The following is a 22524-nucleotide window of genomic DNA, read 5'->3' as shown; positions in this document are numbered from 1 at the left end:
GTCCGGTCAGCGGTCGGCCGCCGGCCGGACGGGCCGGTTCACGACGTGGCGGGTCGGCGGGCGGCGGCCCGCTGGGCGCGACGCGAGACGCGTCCCTGGGTGCCGGCCGCCGCGCCCGGCGCGGCGTCCTCCGGGTGGATCCCCAGTTCCCCGGCGAGGTCGGCAACGAACGAGCGCACCGTGGGGAACTCGATGAAGGCCGAGGTCCGCACCGGGTGGGCGAGTTCGTCGCTGAGCTTGGCGATGACCTCGATCAGGATCAGCGAGTCCAGGCCCATGTCGAAGAGGTTGGTGTCCAGATCCACCGCCTGCGGGTCCGGATTGCCGACCACCGCGGCGATCGCCTGCTGGATGAACTCGGTGATCAGGACCGTCTTCCCGGCGTCCGTGGCACCTTCGAAGCGGTCCAGCAGCCTGGCACCCGCGGCCGGGGCCCGGTCGGCCTCCCGGCCGTGCGGCTCGATCCAGTACCGCTCGTGGTCGAAGGGGTAGGTGGGCAGCGGCACGCGGCGGGCGGGCCGGTGCCGGGTGACCTCCGCCCAGTCGATGTCCTCCCCGACGGTCCACAGCCGTGCGAGCAGGTCCAGCAGGAACGCCTGACCGGTGGTGTCGTCACCCGCCGTCGCCCCCGCGGGCAGCAGCGCCAGCGTGGGCCCGCCGTCCGGCACGGCGGACGTGGCACCGGCGGCCTCCAAGAGCCGGCGCGCGGGTTCGGGGAGCGCCGTCCGGTCCGCGGCGGCGGCCTCCACCCGGGCGCCCCACCCGGCGAGGGTCCGCCAGGTGGCGTACTGGACGGCGAAGGCGGACGACGGCCCGTCCCCGGCCAGGAGTCCGGCGGCGCCGTCCGGGGTGCCGAGCTCCCCGGCGCACTCGTCGAGGTGCGCGCGGAAGGCGGGGACCTGCTCGTACAGCGCGGCGGCGTGGCCGGCCGGGGTGCCGGAGGGGTCGCCGAAGACCAGGACCGGCCGGTCGGCTCCAGGTTCCCCGGTCAGCACCCGGGAGGCGTCGCCGAGCGCCAGGGCGAGCGCGGCGTCCCGTATGTCGGCGGTGACCAGGGCACGCCGGTGGACGTGCCGGCGGCGTCCGATCGCCAGGGTGTGGGCCACCGCCGCCAGGTCGAGGTCCCGGTGCTGTCGCAGGTAACGGGCCAGGTTGGCGGTCGCGGTGTCCAGCGCCGTGGTGGTGCGGGCCGAGAGGACCAGGAGCTGCGGGCCGGCGGTGCCGTCCCCCGGGGTACCGGCCGCCGGGGGTGCGGGAGCCTCCTCGACGATCACGTGGGCGTTGGTGCCGCCGATGCCGAACGAGCTGATCCCGGCCCGGCGCGGGGTCGGTCCGGCCGGCCACTCCCGGGTCTCGACACCGACGTGGAACGGCCCCGCCGCGAAGTCGATCTCCGGGTTGGGCGACTCGAAGTGGAGGCTGGGCACCAGGGTGCGGTGGCGGAGCATCAGCACCGTCTTGATCAGACCGGCCATGCCCGCGGCGGTGTCCAGGTGGCCGACGTTGGTCTTGACCGAGCCGATCACGCAGGACGTGCGGTCGAGCCCCTCGCCGGTGCGGCCGAACGCCTGGTTCAGGGCGGCGATCTCGATCGGATCGCCGAGCGGGGTGGCGGTGCCGTGCGCCTCCACGTAGGAAATGGTCCGCGGCGGGCAGTCGGCGATCTCCTGGGCGTCCGCGACGACGGCGGCCTGGCCGTCCACGCTGGGGGCGGTGTAGCCGGTCTTGCCCGCCCCGTCGTTGTTCACCGCGGTGCCCTTGATCACGGCGTGGACGGTGTCGCCGTCGGCCAGCGCGTCGGTGAGCCGCTTGAGCACGACGACGCCGACACCGTTGCCGATCACCGTGCCCTGGGCCTTGGCGTCGAAGGCCCGGCAGTGGCCGTCGGGCGAGAAGATCATGCCTTCCTGGTGGAGGTAGCCCTCCTGCTGCTCGGCCTGGACGTGGGCCGCGCCGGCCAGGGCCATGGTGCAGTCGCCGGACAGCAGCGCGAGGCATGCCTGGTGCACGGCCACCAGCGAGGTGGAGCAGGCGGTGTTGACGCTGACGCTCGGTCCGCGCAGGTTCAGCTTGTACGAGGTCCGGGTGGCGGCGAAGTCCTTGTCATTGGTGATCATCATCCGGTAGCGGTCCACGGACGACGCGGTCCGGTAGCGCTCGGCGAGGTTGTGCAGCAGATAGGTGTTCATCCCGACGCCGGCGTAGACACCGATCGGCTCGCCGGTGCGCTCGGGGTCGTAGCCCGCCTGCTCCAGGGCCTGGAGCGCGCACTCCAGGAACTGCCGCTGCTGCGGGTCGATCAGTTCCGCCTCGTCCCGGGTGACGCCGAACAGACCGGCGTCGAACCGGTCGGCGTGCGGCAGGACCTGGCCGGCCCGCACATAGCGGGGGTCGCTGAGCGTCCGGTCGCCCACCCCGGCCGCGCGCAGTTGGTCCTCGGTGAAGTGGGTCAGGGTCTCCCTGCCCTCCTTCAGCACCTCCCAGAACGCGTCCGGACCGTCCGCGCCGGGGAACCGGCACGCGAGGCCGATGATCGCGATGTCCGAGTCCCGGGCCTCGGGCTGCCGGCGGTCCTGCTCGGCCTGTGTCGCCTGCTCGTTCATTCTCTCTCCCTCAACCGACCTTGATCCCGAGGTCCGCCGCGACCTTCCGCATATCCAGGAAGGTCTCCGCGACGAACCGCGCCCCGTCCTCGGTGGCGTCCATCTGCTGGAAGAGCTCCACCAGGGTCTCCCGGTGCTCCTCGCGGTCGCCGGTGCCCGCGGCGATCTCCAGCACGACGCGCCCCAGCCGGTCCTCGACCTCGGGCAGGTCGAGGGAGCGGGGGAACTTGATGCTGAAGGTGGACCGGTCGTAATCCTTGCTGCGGCGCACCGAGCGGACGTAGCTCGATGCGTTGAGCTTGTAGAACATGCAGCCCCAGTTGCTGAAGGAGTAGTAGTTCAGCAGCGGGAAGAGGGTGCAGTGGGTCTCCAGGGGAGAGGACTGGTACAGGCCCTTCTCCTTGAGTTCGGCCACCATCCGGTCCGGGTCGTAGTCGTGCCGCATGGCGATGAACGGAAAGACGATCTTGGGCAGTTCGTCGTCCTCGGCGAACAGGACGTCCTCCACCGCGCCGTTGAACAGTTCGCCGACGAGTTCGGGGCCGAAGGTGCGGTAGAAGTCCCGCACGACCTCGCGGACGTTCGACTCCATCGTCAGGATCTGCTGGGGGTCGGCGCACAGGGCGATGTACGGGATGCGTTCACGGAAGGCGTAGAGGATCGCCCTGATGACGAAGAACGTCCGGCAGGAGACGCACGGCAGCTTTTCGTCGAGGTACTTTCCCGACCCCTTGGGGCGCGGCCTGTTGAAGACGTCCCGCATCATCTTCTTGATGTTGTCGTCGTCCGAGTCGACGACGAACGTGGCCGGCAGCTTCTCCTGTGCGAGCCGGATGTTCTGGGCCGCGTGCGTGCTCTCGAAGGGGACGTCGAAGGTGTAGGCGAGGGTCCGCTTGCCGTATTCGTTGACGAACTTGTCCAGCATGTAGGTGCTGTCCTTGCCGCCGCTGTACATGAAGAGGCAGTCGAAGTCGCCGCGCGGGTTGGGCGGTGCCTGCTGGAACTCGGCGAACACCTCGTTCGTGTACTTGTAGTTCTCCAACAGGTCGCCCGCGACGTCCAGGTTGCACAGGTTGCACACCTGGTCGTCGTCGAGGACCACTCCGGGGTGCCCGGCTTTGAGCGCGCAGATCCGGCAGCGCACATCGGTGGTTTGCATGAGCTCTCCTTGGAAGGGGTTCGGCTGTCCGTCCCGGTGCGGGGCCGGCGTCAGGTACGGGTCCGGCGGCGGCGTGCCCCGAGCAGGGCGCGGTCCCGACCCGCCGGGCGGACGGGCGGCTGCGGGGGCGTCGCCGCCCGGTCACCGGCGAGGTGCCGGGCCATCGCCCGGATCGTCGGATGGCGGAACATGTCCAGGCGGCTCACCGCCGGGTTCAGCTCCGCCCGGAGCCGCGCCACCACGCGGGTCAGCCGCAGCGAATCGCCTCCGGCGTCGAAGAAGTTGACGTCGACGCCGACCGCCGGGGCACCGAGCGCCGCCTGCCAGATCCCGGCGATCTGCCGTTCCAGCAGCCCTTCCGGCTCCGTCCCGCCGGTCTGTGCGGCCAGGACCGCGGCCCCGGGTGCCGGCAGCGCCTTGCGGTCGAGCTTGCCGTTCGGGGTGAGCGGGAGTTCCGGCAGGGGGACGACGACGGCGGGGGCCATGTATGCGGGCAGGCGCGCCTGGACGTGGTCACGGAGTTCACCGAGGGCGGGGGCCGGTGCGCCCGCGGCGACGAGGTAGGCCACCAGACGGCTGTCGCCGTCTTCGCCGTTGTGCACCACGACCGCCGCCTCGGCGACCGCGGGGTGGTCCCGCAGCACGGTCTCCACCTCGCCGAGTTCGATCCGGAAGCCGTGCACCTTCACCTGGCTGTCCACCCTGCGCAGGTAGGCCAGGCGGCCGTCGGGGAGCTGCCGCACCAGGTCGCCGGTGCGGTAGACGCGGCCGGGCCCGAAGGGGTCGTCGAGGAACTTCTGCACGGTGAGGTCCGGCCGCTCGTGGTAGCCGTCGGCCACCCCGTCCCCGCCGATGTAGAGCTCTCCGGGGGTGCCGGGCGGAACGGGTCGGAGACGGTCGTCGAGCACGTACATCCGCGTGTTGGCCAGGGGGCGCCCGATCGTGACCGGTGCGCCGGCCACGACGCGATCGAGGGAGGACCAGATGGTGGTCTCGGTCGGCCCGTACATGTTCCAGACCCGGCGCGCGCGCCGGACGAGGCCGTCGGCGAGGTCGCCGGGGAGCGCCTCGCCCCCGCACAGGACGGTCAGTCGGTCGCTGCCCCGCCAGCCCGCTCCGATCAGCATGCGCCAGGTGACCGGGGTGGCCTGCATGACGGTCGGCCGGCATTCCTCGACCAGTGTGCGCAGTGCGAACCCGTCGGCGGCCGTCGCGGCCGGGGCCACCTGGACCTGGCCGCCCGTCACCAGCGGCAGGAAGAGTTCCAGGCCCGCGATGTCGAAGCAGGCGGTGGTGACGGCGAGCAGGGTGTCGGTGGGACCGAAGCCGGGCTCGCGGGCCATGGAGCACAGGAAGTTGGTCAGGGCACGGTGGCCGATCCGCACCCCCTTGGGGCGTCCGGTGGATCCGGAGGTGTAGATGACGTACGCCGGGTCCTTCGCGGAGGCCCGGTCCTGGAAGCCCCCTGCGGCGTCCGCGGGGGGCTCGTCCGCCGCGTCGAGTTCGACGATCCGGGAAGGGCAGTCCGCCGGCAGCGCGGAGGAGAGCGCGGACTCGGTGAGGACCAGGAGGGCGCCGGAGTCCGCCAGCATGTCCCGGATCCGGTCGGCCGGGTAGACCGGGTCCAACGGCACATACGCCGCCCCGGTCTTGAGTACCGCCAACAGGCCGGTGAGCAGGTCCACGGAGCGGTGCAGGAACACTCCGGCCAGGGTGCCCGGGCCGGCGCCGAGGCGGGCGAGCCGGTGGGCGAGCAGGTCCGAACGGCGGTCGAGCTCGCCGTAGGTGAGGACGGCGTCGCCGAACCGGACGGCGGGCGCCTCCGGTTGACGGCGGCTCCACTCCGCGAAGAGCTGGTGCACGCACCGGTCGCCGGGATAGTCGGCCGCCGTGTCGTTCCAGGTGCCGAGCACCTGACGGCTCTCGTCCTCGGTCAGCAGCGGGATCAACCCGGCGTCCTCGGCGGCCTGTTCGGCGGCCAGGCGGAGGAAGCGGCCGAAGCGGTCGGCGAGGCGTCGGGCGGCGCCGGACCACGCGGGGTCGGCCGGTTCGAAGGCGAGGTGTCGGGGCCGCTCCCCGGGCGGTCCGAGGCGGACGGTGAGGGCGGTGCCGGCCGGCGGGCGGGCGGCGGGCGGACGGCCGGTCAGGTCCACGGTGACGGGCAGCGCGGCGCCGGACGGGGCCGCGGGTGCGCGCAGCCGGGGAGCGCGCAGCTGTACCCCGCGCAGCGGTGCACGCCGACGCCGCATCTCGGCGAGCCGCTCGGCGACCGCTTCGGTGAACGCGGCCATGGTCTGCCCGACGGGGAGCGCGGGGGCGCGGAAGGGCACCTCGGCCCACAGCGGGCCGGGGCCCGCAGCGGCGTCCGGAGCGGCGGGCAGGCGCAGCCCGACGTCGAAGCCGCCGGCGCCGCCCCGGGCCATCCGGCCGAGGAACAGCAGGAGTGCGGCGAGCAGCCGGGCCCTGCCCTCCTCCTCGTCGGGGTCGACGAGGTCGTCGAGTGCCACGGACGGCGCCGCCGCCCCGGCCCCGGACACCGTGCCGTCGCCGGTGTGCTCGTCCGGTTCCCCGTCCGCCCACGGCGCGTCGAGGGGCGCCGGCTCGGTGAGGCGCCGCAGCCAGTGTGCCTCGTGCCGGCGGGCCGCCCCGATGGTGGACGTCCAGCGCTCCAGCGCTTCCCCGTCGAGCTGGGTGAACCGGTCACCGGGGCGGAGCGGCTCCGCCTCCGCGGTCACCGGCCGGTCCAGGTCCACCAGTTCGGTCAACCGCACGTCGAGGTCCGCGGTCGCGACGACCACGGCGGTGCCCTCGACGGCCAGCACGGTGCCCGGCGGGCTGGTCGAGGGCCGAGCGGTGACCTCCGCCCCGCGGACGGCGAACAGCCGCTCGCCCAGGGCGAGGAGGGCCAGACCGAACGCGTTGTGGTGCGGCCCGAAGGCGGTGGCCCGGACCAGTGCGTCGAGTTCCCGGGCCGGCCGCCGCCAGGAGAACAGGCCCTCGCGGGGCGGCCCGTCGTGGCGGCCGTGGTAGGTGCGCCGGGTCAGGTCCTGGGTGGTGCGCACCTCGGTGCCGGCGGCCAGTTCGTCGACGAGTTCGGCGAAGGAGTCGGCCGCGGCCTCGTAGCAGGTGAGGTTGAGGGTGTGGGCGGTGTCGTCCGGCTCGACCGGGACGGTCCGCTGCTTGAGCAGGTCGCCGGTGTCCGCCTCCCGCTCCATCACGTGCCAGGTCACGCCGTGTTCGGCCGCGCCCTCCAGGATGGCCCAGCTGGTGGCGTGCAGACCGGCGTGCCGGGGCAGCGGCCCGTCGTGGAAGTTGACGGGCATCCGCTCGGGCAGCGCCAGGACCTCGTCGGGCAGCATCCGCAGGTTGGTGATGCTGAACAGGTACGCGAAGCGCAGCGGGCGCAGCCGTTCCGCCAGGTCACGGCCGGGAGCGAGGGCGGTGAGGCCGTGCTCGGCCGCCCAGCGGCGCAGCCCGGGGTCGGCGGCGACCACGGCGACCACCTGGTGGCCGCGGGACAGCAGGTGGTCGCCGCATTCGGCGAGGAGCGGCTCCTCCCCGATCAGAACGGCGCTGAAGGGTGTGGTCATCGCTGCTCCTCCTGGTCCTGGAGAACGGTGCTGAGCTGGTGGAGCAGGCGGTCCACCTCCGCGTCGGAGAGGCCGCCGACGATCTGCGCAAGGTCCTGCTCCGGCGCTGCGGGGGCCGCTGCTCCGGTCCCGGGCGGCGGCTCGACCACGGCACCGACTCCGGCGTCGGGGCCGGTCGGGCCCGTCCCCAGGCCGGCGAGGTGGCGGGCCAGTCGCTCGATGGTGATGTGTTCGAACAGCAGGGTCGTCGGGAGCGGTCCGAAGTCCGGTTCCAGTTCCTTGGTGAGGGTCAGGGCGACCAGGGAGTCGACGCCGTAGTTCTCGAAGGTGGCCTTGGCGTCGAGGAGGTCCTCGGGCATCTCCAGGACGCGGGCGAAGACCGCCCGCACCCGGAGTTCCGCGGCACGGACCGGGTCCGGCCCGGACGGTGCGCCGGGGGCCGGCGCGGGGCCGGCCGGGCGGTGCGCGGGCCGGGCCGGGGGCTCCGGGTCGGCGGCGGGTGCGGGCCCGGCCTCGGGGCGCGTCCCCGGGTTCGGGGCGGGCACCAGGCCGTCGCTCTCGGCGACCAGTACGCGCTGGTAGGTGGCGCCCTCGGCGCCGCCCGGCCGGGGGCGCACGGTGACCCGGCGGAAGCCGTTCTGGGCGAGGACGTCGCGCCAGGCCGTCAGGCCGAGCAGCGGGGACCGCGGCAGCCGGTACTCCGCGTCCTCGAAGAGCCACCAGCCGGTGGCCAGGCCGAAGATCAACGACATCTGGTCCCGGAGCTCGACCCCCTCGTTGACCACCAACAGGCCGTTGGTGCGCAACAGTTGCTTGGTGTGCGCCAGGGTCCGGTCGATCCTGCCGGTCGCGTGGAAGACGTTGGTGCCCAGCACCAGGTCGTAGCCGCCGGCGTCGAAGCCCTGTGCGACCGGGTCCCGCTCGACGTCCAGCACGCGGAACGCGGCGAACGGGTGGTCGGCGCCGAAGCGTCGGCGGCCGTGCCTGACGAACCCGTCGGAGACGTCGGTGTAGACGTACTCGACGTGTGCGCCGTGGCCCGCTTCGGCGAGGCGGCGCAGCACCCGGTCGCTGGTTCCACCGGTGCCCGCACCGACCTCCAGCACCCGGACGCGGTCCCCGGGCCGCCTGCGCAGGCGCTCCGAAACGTACCGCTGCACGGTGCCGGCAACCTGGTCGTTGCACAGGTCGGCGGCGGGGTCCCCGGCGTAGACCGCCTCGACCAGGTCGAACGAGCCGTCGGGGAAGAGCACCTCCAGGTGGCTGCGCGCTCCGGTCAGGACGGCCGGCAGCGCGTCGAGGCACCGCCGCAGCAGGGTGACCACCGGGCCGGTCGAGGGGTGGCGTCCGGTCAGTCGATCGGCCGCCGCGTCGGGCCGGTCGAGGCAGTCGCGCAGCTCCGCCTCCTCCAGCCGGTCGGTGGCCACCAGGTGGTCGCCCTCGGCACGGAGATGGCCGCCGCGCAGCAGGACGTCGACGAGCAGGTCGAGCAGCCGGCCCTGACCGGCGGCGACGCCGAGGCGGGAGCCCAGCTCGGCGCGGGTGTACCGCTCACCGGGCCGGTGCAGCACGCCCATGGTGCGCAGGGCGCCGACCAACAGGTTCCGGGCGAGCCGCTCGGTGTCCGCGGAGGCCTCCGGGCCGTCCGTCGCCTGCCGCGCACCGTCCTCGTCCGGGCCGGCCGGGTCCGCGGTGGGCGCGGCGGGGTCCGGCGTCGGGCCCGGCTGCGACCGCAGCACGGTGTCCGGGTCGACGCCGAGCCCGGCGAGGATGCCGGGCTCCGCCTTGACCACCAGCAGCTGCGGCAGGGCTCCGGCCAGCACCCGCTCGACGGCGGCCAGGCCCTCGTCGGCGCCGATCGGCCGGATGCCCGCGGCGGCGAAGCGGCGCAGGACCCGCTCCCGGTGGGCGTCGCCCCCGGCGTGCCAGTAGCCCCAGTTGACGATGCGGACGGGGTACGGCACGGTGCGCGCCGCGGCCAGCGCCCACGCGTCGGCGATGTGGCAGCCCGCCGCGTAGCCGGCCTGACCGTGGTTGCCTTCCAGGGTGACCGCGGAGGAGTAGAGCAGCGCGAAGTCCAGCACTTCGCCGTCCAGCGCGTGGAACATGCTCCGGACGGTGTCCGCCTTGGCCTCCAGGGCGCTGCGCAGCTCCGCTTCGTCGAGGTCCCGGACCGGGCGGTCCACCAGCACCATCGCGGAGTGGATCACACCGTGCAGCGCACCGAACCGGGCCTTGGCCTCGTCGACCACGTGCCGCAGCGCCACCGCGTCGGTCGCGTCGCACGGCGTGTACAGCACCTCGGCGCCCAGCTGCTCCAGCTCGGCGAGGACGGCGCTGCGCTCCGCGTCCAGCGGGCCGCGCCCGACCAGGACGAGCCGGGCCCGATAGGTGCGGGCCAGGTATCGGGCGGTGTCCCGGCCGAGTACGCCGAGCCCGCCGATGACGAGGTACACCCCACGGTCGCGGAAGCGCGTCGGCACAGTGGGCAGTTCCACCCGTTCGAGCCGGCGCACCCGGTGGACGCCACCGCGCAGGGACACCGGCCGGGCCATGGCCCGGACCGGCTCGTGGACCAACGCCCGGACACCGTCGGCGAGTTCCGTGCCGCGCACGTCCAAGCAGGCGGTGCGCAGCTGCGGGAACTCCTTGGTTGCGACCTCGCAGTAGCCGATGAGTCCGGCGGCCGGTGGGTGCACCGGGTCGGTTTCGCCGAGCGGGAGGCCGTCGGCGGTGAGCACCTTGAGCCGCAGGGGGCGGTCGAGCAGGCCGGCCCGGTCCAGGCCCCGCACCAGACGGTGGAGCGAGAACACACCGCGGTCCTGCGCCTCCCTCGACTCCCTCGCACCGTCCGTCAGGTCATCCGGGGACCCGATCCCGAGGAAGTACACCAGGTCGGTCTGCGGGGCGCGGGCCAGCACGTCGGCCACCTCCTGCGCGCGCAGGCCGCCCGCACCGATGGTCAACCGTACGTGCTCCGCGGCCGGGTGGGCGCGCTCCAGGGTGTCCGCGAGGGACGCGGCCTGCTCCGCGACGACCGTGAGGACCGTCCGGGGAGCGGGGGCGTCCTCGGCGGTGCCGGTCCGGGGAGCGACCGCCCAGCGCGGCCGGTAGTCGATGCCGCCCGCAGCCTTCGACGGGCGCAGTACGAGGCCCAGGATCCGCACGCAGACCCGGCCCGCGTCGTCGGCGACGGTCACGTCGAACCGCCTGGACCCCAGGTCGCGGATGCAGGTCCAGCCGTCGCCGGGCACCGGGGCGTGCAGTTCGACCCGGTCCGCGGCGAACGGCAGCAGCGCCGGGCCGCCGTCGTCCGCCGCATCGCCGAGCAACAGGGCCAACGGGTGCAGCGCCGCATCGAGGGCACCCGGGTCGAGCGGCCCGGGGCGGGTCGTGGTCCGGTGCCGCGGCTCGGGTTCGCGCAGCCGGGCGAGGACGGTCCGCTCGCCGGTCCAGGCCTGCTCCACCCGCCGGAAGTACGGACCGTAGTGCAGGCCGCGCCGGCGCAGCCCGGCGTAGAGCTCCTCGTGACCGACACGGTGCGGGCAGTCCGCCGTGACCCGGTCGATCGCCAGTGGTTCGGGGCGGTCCACGGCGGTACCGAGGACCTGGCCGACCGAGTGGACGGGGTCGCCGCCCGGGGAGGCGGAGATCCGGTAGTCGTACGCGGTGCCGTCGCCTTCCGCGGCGGGCCGGGCGGGCCCGAGCGTCACCGTGAGCGCGGTGCCGCCGTCCCCTACCAGGACCGGGGAGAGCCAGCGGACGTCCCGGAAGACCCGCGCCGCACCCTCGCCCAGGACTCCGGCGACCAGGTCGAGATGGCCGACGCCGGGCAGCACCCGCGTGCCGTGGACGACGTGGTCGCGGACGACCGGATCGGTCGGTGCGAGGGTGCGGGACACCTCGTGCGGGGGCTCCGGCCGGGGGGATGCCGGGGCGGCGGGCTGCCCGCCACGGGCGACCGGAAGCCAGTGCCGGGCGCGCTCGAACGGGTAGCCGGGCAGCGGCACGGTGCGGTGCGGTGCCGACGCGTCGACCGCCGCCCAGTCGGAGAAGGCTCCGGACACCCAGAGCCGGGCGAGCCGGGTGCGGTCGCCGCCGGCGGCCAGCGCCTGGAGGAAGTCGGGGCCCGCTCCCCCGGCGAAGACGTCCGCGAGCGCGGCATGCTGTTCGGCGTTGCCGAGGATCGCCCAGGGCCCCGGGGCCCCGTCGGCGCACGCCGCGAACTTCTCGGCGGCGTCGTGGAGATCGGACGCCAGGAAGGCCAGCCGTTCGGGCAGGGGTTCCCGGCCGGCCCGCAGGGTGTGCGCGGCATCGGCGAGCGCGGGCCGCTCGCGGCGGAGGAACGCGGCCAGCTCCGCGGCGTACGCGCGCAGCCGTTCGGGGCTACGGGCGGAGAGCACCATCAGCTCGGGGCCTTCGGTGGCACCGGCGGACCGGTCCGCCGGTGCCCGGTACTCCTCCAGGATCACGTGCGCGTTGGTGCCGCCCGCGCCGAAGGAGCTGACGCTCGCCCGCCGCAGCTGCTCCACCGGCCCGTCGTCCGTGTCGACGACCGGCCGGGGCCAGGGGGCGAGGGTGCGCTGCACCCGGAACGGGGAACGGGCGAAGTCGATGTTCGGGTTGAGCTCCTCGGAGTGCAACGAGGGGACCAACTCGCCGTGCACGAGCTGGAGTACGGCCTTGGTCACCCCGGCGATGCCGGCGGCGCCCTCCAGATGCCCGATGTTCGACTTCACGGACCCGAGCACGTGGCTGCCCGCGGGCCGCGGAGACCGGGCGAAGGCCAGTTCCAGCGCGGTGTGCTCGATCGGGTCGCCCAGGGCCGTGCCGGTGCCGTGCGCCTCGACGTAGCCGATGGTGCGCGGGTCGATGCCCGACCGGTCCAGAGCCTCCTCGATGAGCGCCTGCTGCGCCTGCGGGTTGGGCACGGTGTAGCCGCCCGTGCGACCGCCGTGGTTCACCGCGGTCGCCTTGATCACGGCGTGGATGTGGTCGCCGTCGGCGACCGCCTCCGAGAGCCGCTTGAGCAGCACCGCACCCACGCCCTCGCCGGGCACATAGCCGTCGCCCCCGGCGCCGAACGACCGGCAGCGGCCGTCGGTGGCGAGCATCCGCATCCGGCTGAGGTGGGCGTACTTCAGCGGATGCGCGGAGACGTTGACGCCGCCGGCGAGGGCGTAGCGGCACTCGCCCCGGCGCACGCTCTCGCACGCCTGGTGCAGGGCGACCAGCGAGGCCGAGCACGCGGTGTCCACCACCACGCTCGGCCCGCGGAAGTCACCGGCGTACGAGACCTGGTTGGCGATCGCGGAGCGGTTGGCGAGCACCGTGTGGTGGTTGCCGTGGGCCGACTCCTCGGCGGCGAGCTGGGCGTAGTCGCCCCACATCACGCCGGCGAACACGCCGACGTCGCGGCCCCGGCCCCCGTAGCGGGGCCGCGGCAGGCGGGACGGCGGGTACCCGGCGTTCTCCAGCGCCGACCAGGCGGCCTCCAGGAACAGGCGCTCCTGAGGATCCATCAGCTTGGCCTGGGACGGCGGGATCCGGAAGAACAACGAGTCGAAGGCGTCCACGTCGGACAGGAATCCGCCCCACTTGCCGTAGCTGGCGCCCTGGGTCGCGGGGTCACCGTCGAAGTGGGCGTCGGCGTCCCAGCGGTCGCGGGGCACCTCGGTGACCGCGTCCCGTCCCTGGCGCAGGTTCTCCCAGAACTCCGTCAGGTCGCGGGCCTGCGGGTAGCGCCCGCTGATGCCGATGATGGCGATGTCGTCGTCGGCCGGCGCCGGTTCGGGCGCAGGCCGGGTCGGGGGCGCGGTCGGGGGCGCGGTCGGGGTCGGGGTCGGGGTCGGTCGCTCCTCGGCTGCCGCGAGGGCGGCCGGCGCCGCCGCCGCCAGCGGTGCCGCGGGGAACAACTTCCGGACGGCGTCGGCGTGTTCGCTCAGCAGGTACCGCGCGAGGTCGTGCACCGTCCGGTACTCGAACAGCAGGGTCGCGCGGGCGCCGGGGAAGTCCCGGTCGAGATGCGCGTTGGTCTCCATGACCAGGACGGAGTCGAGGCCGTAGGCGTCCAGTGGGGTGTGCGGGTCGATGCGCTCCGCCGCCAGGCCGAGCACCTCGGACAGCAGTCCCCGCACGTGGTCGCCGACCTGCGCGAGCAGGGCCGGGGCGGGGGCCGTGCCGGCCGCGGGCGGCTGCCCGCCGGCCGGGGTGCCGGCGGGCGCGCCGCCGGTGCGCGGTGCCAGGGCCGCGTCGACGGCCCCGGGGTCACCGAGCGCCGGGACCGGCCGGACGAGTCCGGTCCGCCCGGCGAGCTCCAGTGCCCGCAGCCCCTCCTCGGCGCTGAACTCCCGCATGCCGGTGCGCCGCCGGTATCCGGCGCGCTCCTCCTCGCCCATCAGGGCGTCCACGCCGCCGATCCGCCACAGGGGCCAGGCGGGGGCCAGGGTCCGGCCCGCGGCCAGCCCGGCGCGGACCCTCGCGTCGCGCTGCGCCGCGTAGGAGTCCAGGAAGCGGTTGGCGGCGGCGTAGGCGCAGGTGCCGAAGTCGCCGACGACGGAGGCGATGGAGGAGAACACCACGAACAGGTCGAGCGGCTGGTCGGCGGTGAGCGCGTCCAGCAGCCGGACGCCGTGTGCCTTGGTCGCGAGGAGTTCGGTGAAGCGGGCGCGGTCCGCTTCGAGCACGGTGGCCCGGTCGGCGGCTCCGGCGAGGTGGAAGACGCCGTCGAGGTGCCCGAAGCGCTCGGTGGCGCGGGTCACCGCGGACCGCATGCCCTCGGGGTCGGCGGTGTCGGCGGCGACGAGCAGCACCTCGCCGCCCAGCGCGACGAGTTCGTCGGCGGCCCCGCGCGCCGCGGGCCGGTCGGCCGAGCGGCTGACCAACACCAGCCGGGCCTGGTAGGCCGACGCCAGGTGGCGCACCAGCTCCAGGCCGATGCCGCCGGTGCCGCCGGTGACGAGGTAGGTGCCGTGCCGCTTGAGCGGCAGTGCGTCCCCGGCCGGCGACACGGCCGTCTCCACCCTGCGCAGGACGCGGACCTGGCGCCCCTGCGCGCGGTGGCGCACCTCCGCACCGGCCGGCCGCCCGCCCTGCGCCAGTTCGGCGGCCAGCAGGCCCGGCAGTGCGGGCCCGTCGGCCAGACCGTCCGTGCAGGTCACGGTGAACATCTCACAACCCGGCACCACCCCGGCGACGGACCGCGCGAACCCTGCCGCGGCCTCCTGGTCGGGGCGCGGCCCGGACTCGTCCTCCGCCAGCACGTAGGCGCAGCGCACGCGGCCGGCGGGGCGGACGGTGTCCACCGCCCGGACGAGGGCACGCAGCGCGTGCAGTCCGCGCGCGAAGGCCGCGTCGAGGGCCGCGCCCGCCTGCTCGGTGGCGCCGCCGGTGCCGTAGCGGACCGGTTCGGTGGCCAGGCCCCACAGGTGGACGACGTCCAGCGAACGGACGCCCTCCTGCCCCAGGTCCGCCAGCAGCCGGGCGAAGTCGGCGGAGCGGGTGGGGTCGACGGTGTACCGGTCGGGGGCGGTGCGGGCGAAGGCCGTCGCCGCCCGGACGTCGATGACGCGCCGCCCGCCGCCCTGCGCGGCCAGGCCCCGGGCGGTGGCGCCGGTGTTCCCCAGGACGAGGACGGCGTCGGCGTCGGCGCGGGTGGCCGGCGCGAGGTCCTGGTCCTGCCACACCTGCTGGTAGAAGAACGGGTCGTCGGCCGCGGCGGACCGGGCGGTTTCGGCCGGGTCCGCGGGGAGCCGGTCGGCGCCGGCTCCGAGGTGGCGGCCACCGAAGTTCTCGATGCGGACCAGTTCGGCCCCGGACGCGTCGAGGATGCGGACGTCGAACTGCCGCAGCCCCGAGGCCGCGTCCGCGTCGCCGACGGGGACGGCGTGCGCGTAGCAGGTGCGGGGCAGCGGTTCCCGCGGCGCCCGGACCTCCAGCGCGCCGAGGCTGAACGGCACGGCGAGCGGCCGGCCCTCCTCCGGTCGCGGCAGGTCCGCCCAGTGGCAGGCGCGGAGCGCACCGTCGAGCAGCGCCGGCGGCAGGAGCTCCGCCGGGGCGGCGTCCGTCTCGGGCAGGGCGAGGCGGACCAGCGCGCCGCCGGGCCCGAAGTGGACGTCCTCGATGACGTCGAAGGCGGTTCCGTAGGCGAACCGCGCGGCCTGGTAGGCGCGTTGCACGGCGGCGCCGTCCCGGTGCTGCGGGCAGGCCGCGCGCAGCGCGTCGAGGTCGGCGGGCGCGGCGGGGGCGGGCCGCTCGGCGGGGGACGGTGCGCGGACCGTGCCCCGCACATGGACGGTGCGCTCCTCGCCGTTCGGGCTCCAGACGGTGAAGGCCAGTTCCCGGTCCGCGGCGCCGCTCCGGCCGGCCGGGCGGGCGAGGGTGACGAAGACGTCACGCGCCTCGTCCTCGATCACCACCGGCCGCCCCCACAGCACGTCCCGCAGGGAGTGCGCGCCGGCGAGTCCGGCCAGTTCGGCCGCGGCCCGGGCCATCTCCAGGCAGGCGGCACCGGCCAGCAGCGGCCGGCCGTCGATGACGTGGTCGCGCACCAGGGGTTCGTCGGCGCGGAAGGTCCGGCGGAAGCGGACCTCGTCGAGGGTGGACTCGTTGGCGTCGAGGAGCGGGTGCGGTCGGGCGGGCGCCGCCGCGGGCCCGTCCTGGCTCCGGTCGGCGGCGGGGACCCAGTGGCGTTCGCGGGCGAACGGGTAGTGCGGGGCGGGGATCCGGCGCGGCGGCACGCCGTCACCGGGGCCGAGGGCGTCCCAGTCGGCCGTGCCGTCGTGCGTCCACCTGGCGGCGAGCGCGGCGGCCGGACCATCCCGGTGCTGCGGTGCGGGGCCGGTGGCGCCGCCCCGCAGCAGTGCCGGGTCCGGTGTGCCGTCGCGGTGGGCGCGCAGCGCGCGGGCGAGCGTGGCGCCGTCCTCGGCGACCACCGCCAGGCGCTCCTCCCATACCTCGCGGCCGTGTTGGAGGGTGTGGGCGAGGTCCTCGGCGCGGACGTGGGCGCGCTCGACGAAGTCGGCGAGGCGGTCCGCGTAGGCGCCCAGCCGCTCCGTGTCCCGCGCGGAGAGCGGGAAGACCAGCGGCCGTGCGAACCGCTGCCCGGCCACGGGGGCGTCCGTGCGCACGGGGCCGTCCCGGTACTCCTCCAGGACCAGGTGCGCGTTGGAGCCGCCCGCGCCGAAGGAGCTCAGCCCGGCCCGGCGGGGCGACGGGCCGGATTCCGCGACCGGCTCGGGCCAGTCGGCGGCCTCCCGCTGCACCCGGAACGGTGCGCGCCCGAAGTCGATGTTCGGGTTGAGCTCCTCGGAGTGCAGCGAGGGGACGAGCTGCCGGTGCCGGAACTGCAGCAGCACCTTGGTCAGCCCGGCGATGCCGGCCGCCGACTCCAGGTGGCCGATGTTCGACTTCACCGAGCCGATGGGCCACCGCTGCCCGTCCGGGGCCGCGGTGCCGAAGACCTTGGCGAGTCCGGCGATCTCGATCGGGTCGCCCAGGGAGGTGCCGGTGCCGTGCGCTTCGACGTATCCGATGTCCGACGGTTCGAGTCCCGCCCCGTGCAGCGCCCGGCGTACCGCCTCGGCCTGCGCGTGCGGACTGGGCACGGTGTAGCCGTTGGTGCGCCCGCCGTGGTTGACGGCGTGGCCGCGGATCACCCCGTAGATGTGGTCGCCGTCCCGCACGGCCGCGGCCAGCGGCTTGAGCAGCACCGCCCCGACGCCCTCGCCGGGGACGTAGCCGCTGCCGCCGGCGCCGAAGGCCCGGCACCGGCCGTCGGCGGAGACGAACCTGCCCTGGCTGAGGAAGACGTACTTGTACGGGTGCAGGGAGAGGTTCACCCCGCCGGCGATGGCCACCTCGCTCTCCGCCCTGCGCAGACTCTCGCAGGCCAGGTGGATCGCGGTCAGGGACGACGAGCACATGGTGTCGAGGGCGATGCTCGGCCCGGTCAGGCCCAAGGTGTAGGACACGCGGTTGGCGATCGAGGCGAACGAGGAGCCGGTGACCCTGATGCCGCCGCGCTCCGCGTCGGCCGCCCCGTAGAGCTGGTACTCGCCGTACATCACCCCGACGAAGACGCCCACGCTGTGCCCGGACAGTGCGTCCCGGCGGTATCCGGCGTCCTCCAGGACGTGCCACGAGGTCTGAAGGAACAGGCGCTCCTGCGGGTCCATCAGCTCCGCCTCGCGGGGGGAGATGCCGAAGAAGAGCGGGTCGAAGCGGTCGATGTCGCGCAGGAAGCCGCCCCACTTGGAGGAGGCGCGGCCACGGGCGGACGGGTCCGGGTCGAAGTAGCGCGCGTGGTCCCAGCGTTCGGCGGGGATCTCGGTGATGCAGTCGCGGCCGTCGGCGAGGTTCTGCCAGAACGCGTCCAGGTCGTCGGCCATGGGGTAGCGGCCGGTGAGCCCGATGACGGCGACGGCGTCGTCGCCGTACGGCGCGTCCGAAGCCGAAGCCGGGGCCGGGGCCGGCGCTGCGGGAGCGGTGCGGGCGGCAACGGGCGCTTCGTCCCGAGCGGCAGCGGCGGCCTCCGCTGCCGCGTCGTCCACGCCGGTGGGGGCGGCCAGTTCGCGCAGGCGGGCGGCGTGTTCCGCGACGAAGTACCCCGCCAGTTCCTCCAGGGTGGCGTACTCGAAGAACAGGGTCTTGGGCAGATCGGCGAAGTGCCGGTCGAGTTCGGCGTTGAGCGTGGTGATGATGAGCGAGTCGATGCCGTAGCGGTCGAAGGGGACCCGCAGGTCGAGCTCCGCCGGGTCGAGTTTGGTCCGCTCGGCGAGCAGCTCGCGCAGGAAGGTCCCCACCCACGTGGTGAGGTCCGCCTCGGACAGCTCCGTCCGGGCCGTCCCGGGGGCCGCGGACGGCCGTGCCACGGACCGCACGGGGACCGGCGCGAGCGCCGCCGCGACCCGGTCCGGGTCCCCGTATCCGACGAGGACCGCACCGCCGTCCTCGCGCAGCGCCGCGTCGAAGGCCCCCAGGCCGTCGGCCGTCGGCATCGGAACCAGGCCGAGGCGGTGGCGCAGCGCCCGGGCGGCGTCCTCGTCCTGGCGCATGCCGCCGTCCCGCCAGAGCGGCCAGGCGAGGGAGAGGGTGCGGCCGGGGCGGCGGCCGTCCGCCGCGCGGGCGCGGCGGCGCTCGGCGAAGGCGTCGAGGAACGCGTTGGCGTAGGCGTAGTCGCTCTGCCCCGGGTTGCCGAAGACGCCGGCGACGGAGGAGAAGCAGACGAAGAAGTCCAGCGGGTCCTCGGCGGTGAGCCGGTCGAGGTGGACCGTGCCGTGCACCTTGGGACGCAGGACCTCGGTGAACTCCTCCCAGCTCTTGCGGAGCAGGAACCCGTCGTGCAGCGTGCCGGCCGCGTGCACCACGCCGCGCAGCGGGCCGTGGTCGGCCCGGACGGCCGCGAGCAGCGCGCCCAGGCTCTCCTCGTCGGCCACGTCCACACGCCGGAAGACGACCTCGCACCCGCCCGCCCTGAGGTCCGCGATCCGCCGCTCGGCCTCCGGGCCCGGCTCGGTCCGGCCGGTCAGCACCAGGGTCGCGGTGACCTGGCTCGCGAGGTGCTCGGCCACCGTCAGGCCGAGCCGGCCCGCGCCGCCGGTGAGCAGATAGACCCCGCCGTCCCTGAGCGCCGGGCCGTCCGCGGCTGCGGGGGCGGCTTCGGAGGCGGTGTCGAGCCGCCGGTGGCGGCGTACCTGCCGGACGCCGTCGCGGTACCGCGTCTCGGTCTCTCCGTCGTCCAGGAGCGCCAGTTCTTCGACGAGCGTGCGCAGCACGGGGGCGTCGGCGTCCAGGCCGACCAGGCGGTGGAGCAGGCGCGGGTTCTCCAGCGTGACGCTCCGGGCCAGGCCGGTGAGGGCGGCGGCTGCGGGGCTCGCGCCGTCCGCGTCGGTGCGGTGGGCGACCAGCACGGCGGTGCGGTCGCCGCCGCGGCGCTCCAGGAGCGCCTTGGTGAGGGCGAAGACGCTGTGCAGGCCGTGGTCGAGCAGGGCCGGGATGAGCGGCTGCGCGGGGTCGTCGGCGTCGCACCAGGTGTGCAGCACGGCGGTGGGGGTCCGGCCGCTCTCCGCCAGCCGGTCGAGGAGCGCGGCGAAGTCGGCCTGGCTGCCCGGGTCCACGGTGTAGTGGCCGCTGTCCACCGCGGCGAACTCCGCACCGGGGGTCACCAGGACCACGTCGGGTTCCCCGTCGCCGGCGGCACGCAGCTCCTCGGCCAGTACGGAGCGCCGGGCCGGGTCGTGGGCGAGCAGCAGCCGCGGGCCGGTCGGGACCGGGGCGGTCGGGTCCGCCGCGCGCTGCCCGGCGGGCTCCCAGGCGCTGCCGAACAGGGCGCTCTCCGGCTGCCGTCGGTCGTCCCGCACGGTGCGCACGGACAGGTCGCGGAGCCGGGCCAGCAACCGCCCCTCCGGGTCCAGGACGTCGACGTGCGCCTTGGTCTGCTTCTCCCCCGAGCCGGACGCGGGCAGCGTGACGTGCGCGAGGCAGTGCCGGGGCAGCGGCGCGAACACCTCCAACCCGCCCAGGGCCAACGGCAGGTAGGTGGTGCCCTCGTCCTCGCCGGCGGCGAGCAGGCCGACCACGGCGTGCAGGGCGCCGTCGAGCAGCGAGGGGTGCAGGACGAAGCCGGCGGCGGCGCCGGGCGCGGTCCGGGCCGCGTCCCCCTCTGCCGACCCGGTCGGCCCGAACCCATCGGCCGGTGCCTCCAGGTCGGGCAGTTCGGGCAGTTCGAGGACGCCCAGTGCCTGCGCGTCGCCGCGGTGCAGTTCGCGCAGGGAGCGCATGGCCGGGCCGTAGTCGAGCCCGCGGTCCCGCAGCAGGGTGTAGAGCTCGGGCGCGGCGAGCCGGTCCGGACACCGCGCGATGAGGGCGTCGGGGTCGACGGGGGCGGGCGGGGCCGCCGGCGGCCGGACGGTGAGTTCCCCGCGGGCGAAGACCTCGGGGTCGCCGTCGGTCCCGCCCGCCCCGTCGGCGATCGCGAACCGCGCGCCGTCGCCGTGCGGGGTGAGCCGGACGTGCACCGTCCGTGGCCCCCGGGCGAAGGACAACGGCCGCTCGAAGGCGACCCGGTGCAGGGACGGCCCGCCCGATGCGGCCTCGGGCAGGGCGAGCGCCCCGGCGGCGCGGGCCATCTCCAGGTAGCCGACGGCGGGCATGATGGCCTCGCCCCCGACCCGGTGCCCGGCGAGGTAGAACTCGTGGCCCGTCAGGACGGTGGCGTAGCGGTGCTCGGCGAGGGTGGAGACGTTGGCGCCGATCAGCGGGTGCAGGCGCTCCGGCGCACGGTCCGCGGCGTTCGGGGCGTCCGGGGCGCTTGGGTCTTCGGGGTCGAGCCAGACCCGCCGGCCCTCGAACGGGTAGGTGGGCAGGGGGATACGGCGGCGGCGCTCGTCGGCGTAGAACGCCGCCCAGTCCACCTCCGCCCCGTCGAGCCAGGCGGTGCGCACGGCTTCGAGGAGTTCCCGGCCGGACGGCTCGCCGCCGGGGGTGAACGTCCGCCGGCCGGCGCGGACCTCGCCGTCGCCGGTGACGCAGCCGGGCCCGGACCGCTCCCGCAGGAGCCGTACGGCCTCGGCGCGGTCCGTGCAGACGACCGCCCGCCGGTACCGGTGGACCTGCCGGCCCAGGGCGAGGGTGTAGGCGGCGTCGGCGAGGTCCGTGTCCGGGTGCCGGTCGAGGTGGTCGGCGAGGGCGTCGGTGAGGGTTTCCAGTGCCGTGCCGGTCTTGGCGGACAGCACCAGCAGGTGCGCGTCGTGCCCGGAGGGGCCGGACGGCTCCTGCCGCGGGGCTTCCTGGAGGACGGCGTGCGCGTTGGTACCGCCGATGCCGAACGAGCTCACGCCGGCCCGCAGCGGTCCGTCCGCGGTCCAGGGCGTGGTCTCGGTGCTGACGTAGAACGGTGTCACGGGGAAGTCGATGGCCGGGTTGGGTCGCTCGTAGTTGAGCGTCGGCACCAGGACCCGGTGGCGCAGCATCAGCGCGGTCTTGATCACGCCGGCCACGCCGGCGGCGGCGTCGAGGTGGCCGACGTTGGACTTGAGCGAGCCGATCGCGCAGAAGCCGGTGTCCTGCGTGCCGCGGCGGAACGCGTCGGTGAGCGCGGAGACCTCCACCGGGTCGCCGAGCCGGGTGGCGGTGCCGTGCGCCTCGACGTACGTCACGCTCCGCGGCTCGGTGCCGGACACGGCGTGCGCCTCGGCGATGACGGCCGCCTGGCCCTCCTTGCCCGGGGCGGCGTAACTCACCTTCAGGGAGCCGTCGTTGTTGGTCGCCGTGCCCTTGATCACGGCGTGGATGGTGTCGCCGTCGTTGACGGCGTCCTCCAGGAGCTTGAGGACCACGATCCCGACACCGTTGCCGAGCACGGTGCCGCTGGCGTCCGCGTCGAAGGTGCGCACCCGGCCGTCGGAGGAGAGGATCGCGCCCTCCTCGTACAGGTATCCGCGGGTCTGCGGCAGCTTGACCGTCACGCCGCCGGCCAGCGCCATGTCGCACTCGCCGTTGACCAGCCCCTGGCAGGCCAGGTGGATCGCCACCAGGGAGGTCGAGCAGGCCGTCTGGACGCTGTAGCTCGGGCCGCGCAGGTCCAGCTTGTAACTGACCCGCGTGGCCAGGAAGTCCTTGTCGTTGCCGACCATCACCTTGAAGTGGTCGGAGGTCGCGGTCTGGTCGATGCGGGGCAGCACGTTCTGCTGGAGGTAGGTGTTGATCGCCGCGCCGCCGTAGACGCTGATCAGGCCGTCGTAGCGGCGCGGATCGTACCCGGCGTCCTCCAGTGCCGTGTGGCAGCTCTGGAGGAAGAGCCGCTGCTGCGGGTCGATGACCTCCGCCTCCGCGGGGGTCATCTCGAAGAACCCGGTGTCGAAGAGGTCGACGTCCGGGAGGATGCCGTGCGCCGGCACGTACGACGGATCGGCGCGCAGCGCCGCCGGTATGCCGGCCCCGGCGAGCTCGTCGTCGCTGAACCGCGCGATGCCCTCGCGACCGGCGCGCAGCAGCTCCCAGAATTCCCCCACGCTGTCGGCGCCCGGGAAGCGCCCGGCCATGCCCACGATGGCGACGTCGGTCCCGGACACTTCAGTGCCGTCCTGCGAACTCACGGTCGTTCCTTCTTCCCTTGCTGCCCGGCCTCCGCACGGAGGCCGGGGTCATTCGGCAGACGAGGAGCTTTTCGGTC

Annotated in this window: 4 protein-coding genes; all 4 read right to left on the bottom strand. The window is 74.9% G+C overall.

Going from position 1 to position 22524, the window contains the following annotated elements:
- Positions 1-38: 38 nt before the first annotated feature.
- Genes IEZ17_RS01940 through IEZ17_RS01925 form a run of 4 tightly spaced genes read right to left on the bottom strand, consistent with a single transcriptional unit; the run spans position 39 to position 22447 of the window.
- The gene (locus IEZ17_RS01940; RefSeq protein WP_189295621.1) at positions 39-2603 is read right to left on the bottom strand and encodes a beta-ketoacyl synthase N-terminal-like domain-containing protein; all 2565 of its coding nucleotides are present in this window, start codon (positions 2601-2603) and stop codon (positions 39-41) included.
- Positions 2604-2613: 10 nt separating this feature from the next.
- Entirely contained in the window at positions 2614-3762 is a 1149-nt protein-coding gene (locus IEZ17_RS01935; protein WP_189295619.1) for an adenine nucleotide alpha hydrolase family protein, read from the bottom strand.
- Positions 3763-3812: 50 nt separating this feature from the next.
- Positions 3813-7352 carry an amino acid adenylation domain-containing protein gene (locus tag IEZ17_RS43745; protein WP_189295617.1) on the bottom strand — a complete coding sequence of 1180 codons (3540 nt, stop codon included), beginning with the start codon at positions 7350-7352 and terminating at the stop codon, positions 3813-3815.
- Positions 7349-22447, bottom strand: a complete 15099-nt coding sequence (locus tag IEZ17_RS01925) for an SDR family NAD(P)-dependent oxidoreductase (protein WP_189295615.1) — start codon at positions 22445-22447, stop codon at positions 7349-7351. Before IEZ17_RS01925 ends, IEZ17_RS43745 begins: the two co-directional genes overlap by 4 nt.
- Between the last annotated feature and the right edge of the window lie 77 nt (positions 22448-22524).

This window comes from Streptomyces albospinus (assembly GCF_014648695.1).
Taxonomy (GTDB): domain Bacteria; phylum Actinomycetota; class Actinomycetes; order Streptomycetales; family Streptomycetaceae; genus Streptomyces; species Streptomyces albospinus.
Note: the sequence above shows the minus strand (reverse complement) of the source record. Positions and strands in the feature narration are given on the sequence as shown.

Bases quoted from the DNA above. Each gene is read 5' to 3' on its own strand.
- IEZ17_RS01940 (WP_189295621.1), bottom strand. From the start codon at position 2,603: ATGAACGAGCAGGCGACACAGGCCGAGCAGGACCGCCGGCAGCCCGAG.
- IEZ17_RS01935 (WP_189295619.1), bottom strand. From the start codon at position 3,762: ATGCAAACCACCGATGTGCGCTGCCGGATCTGCGCGCTCAAAGCCGGG.
- IEZ17_RS43745 (WP_189295617.1), bottom strand. From the start codon at position 7,352: ATGACCACACCCTTCAGCGCCGTTCTGATCGGGGAGGAGCCGCTCCTC.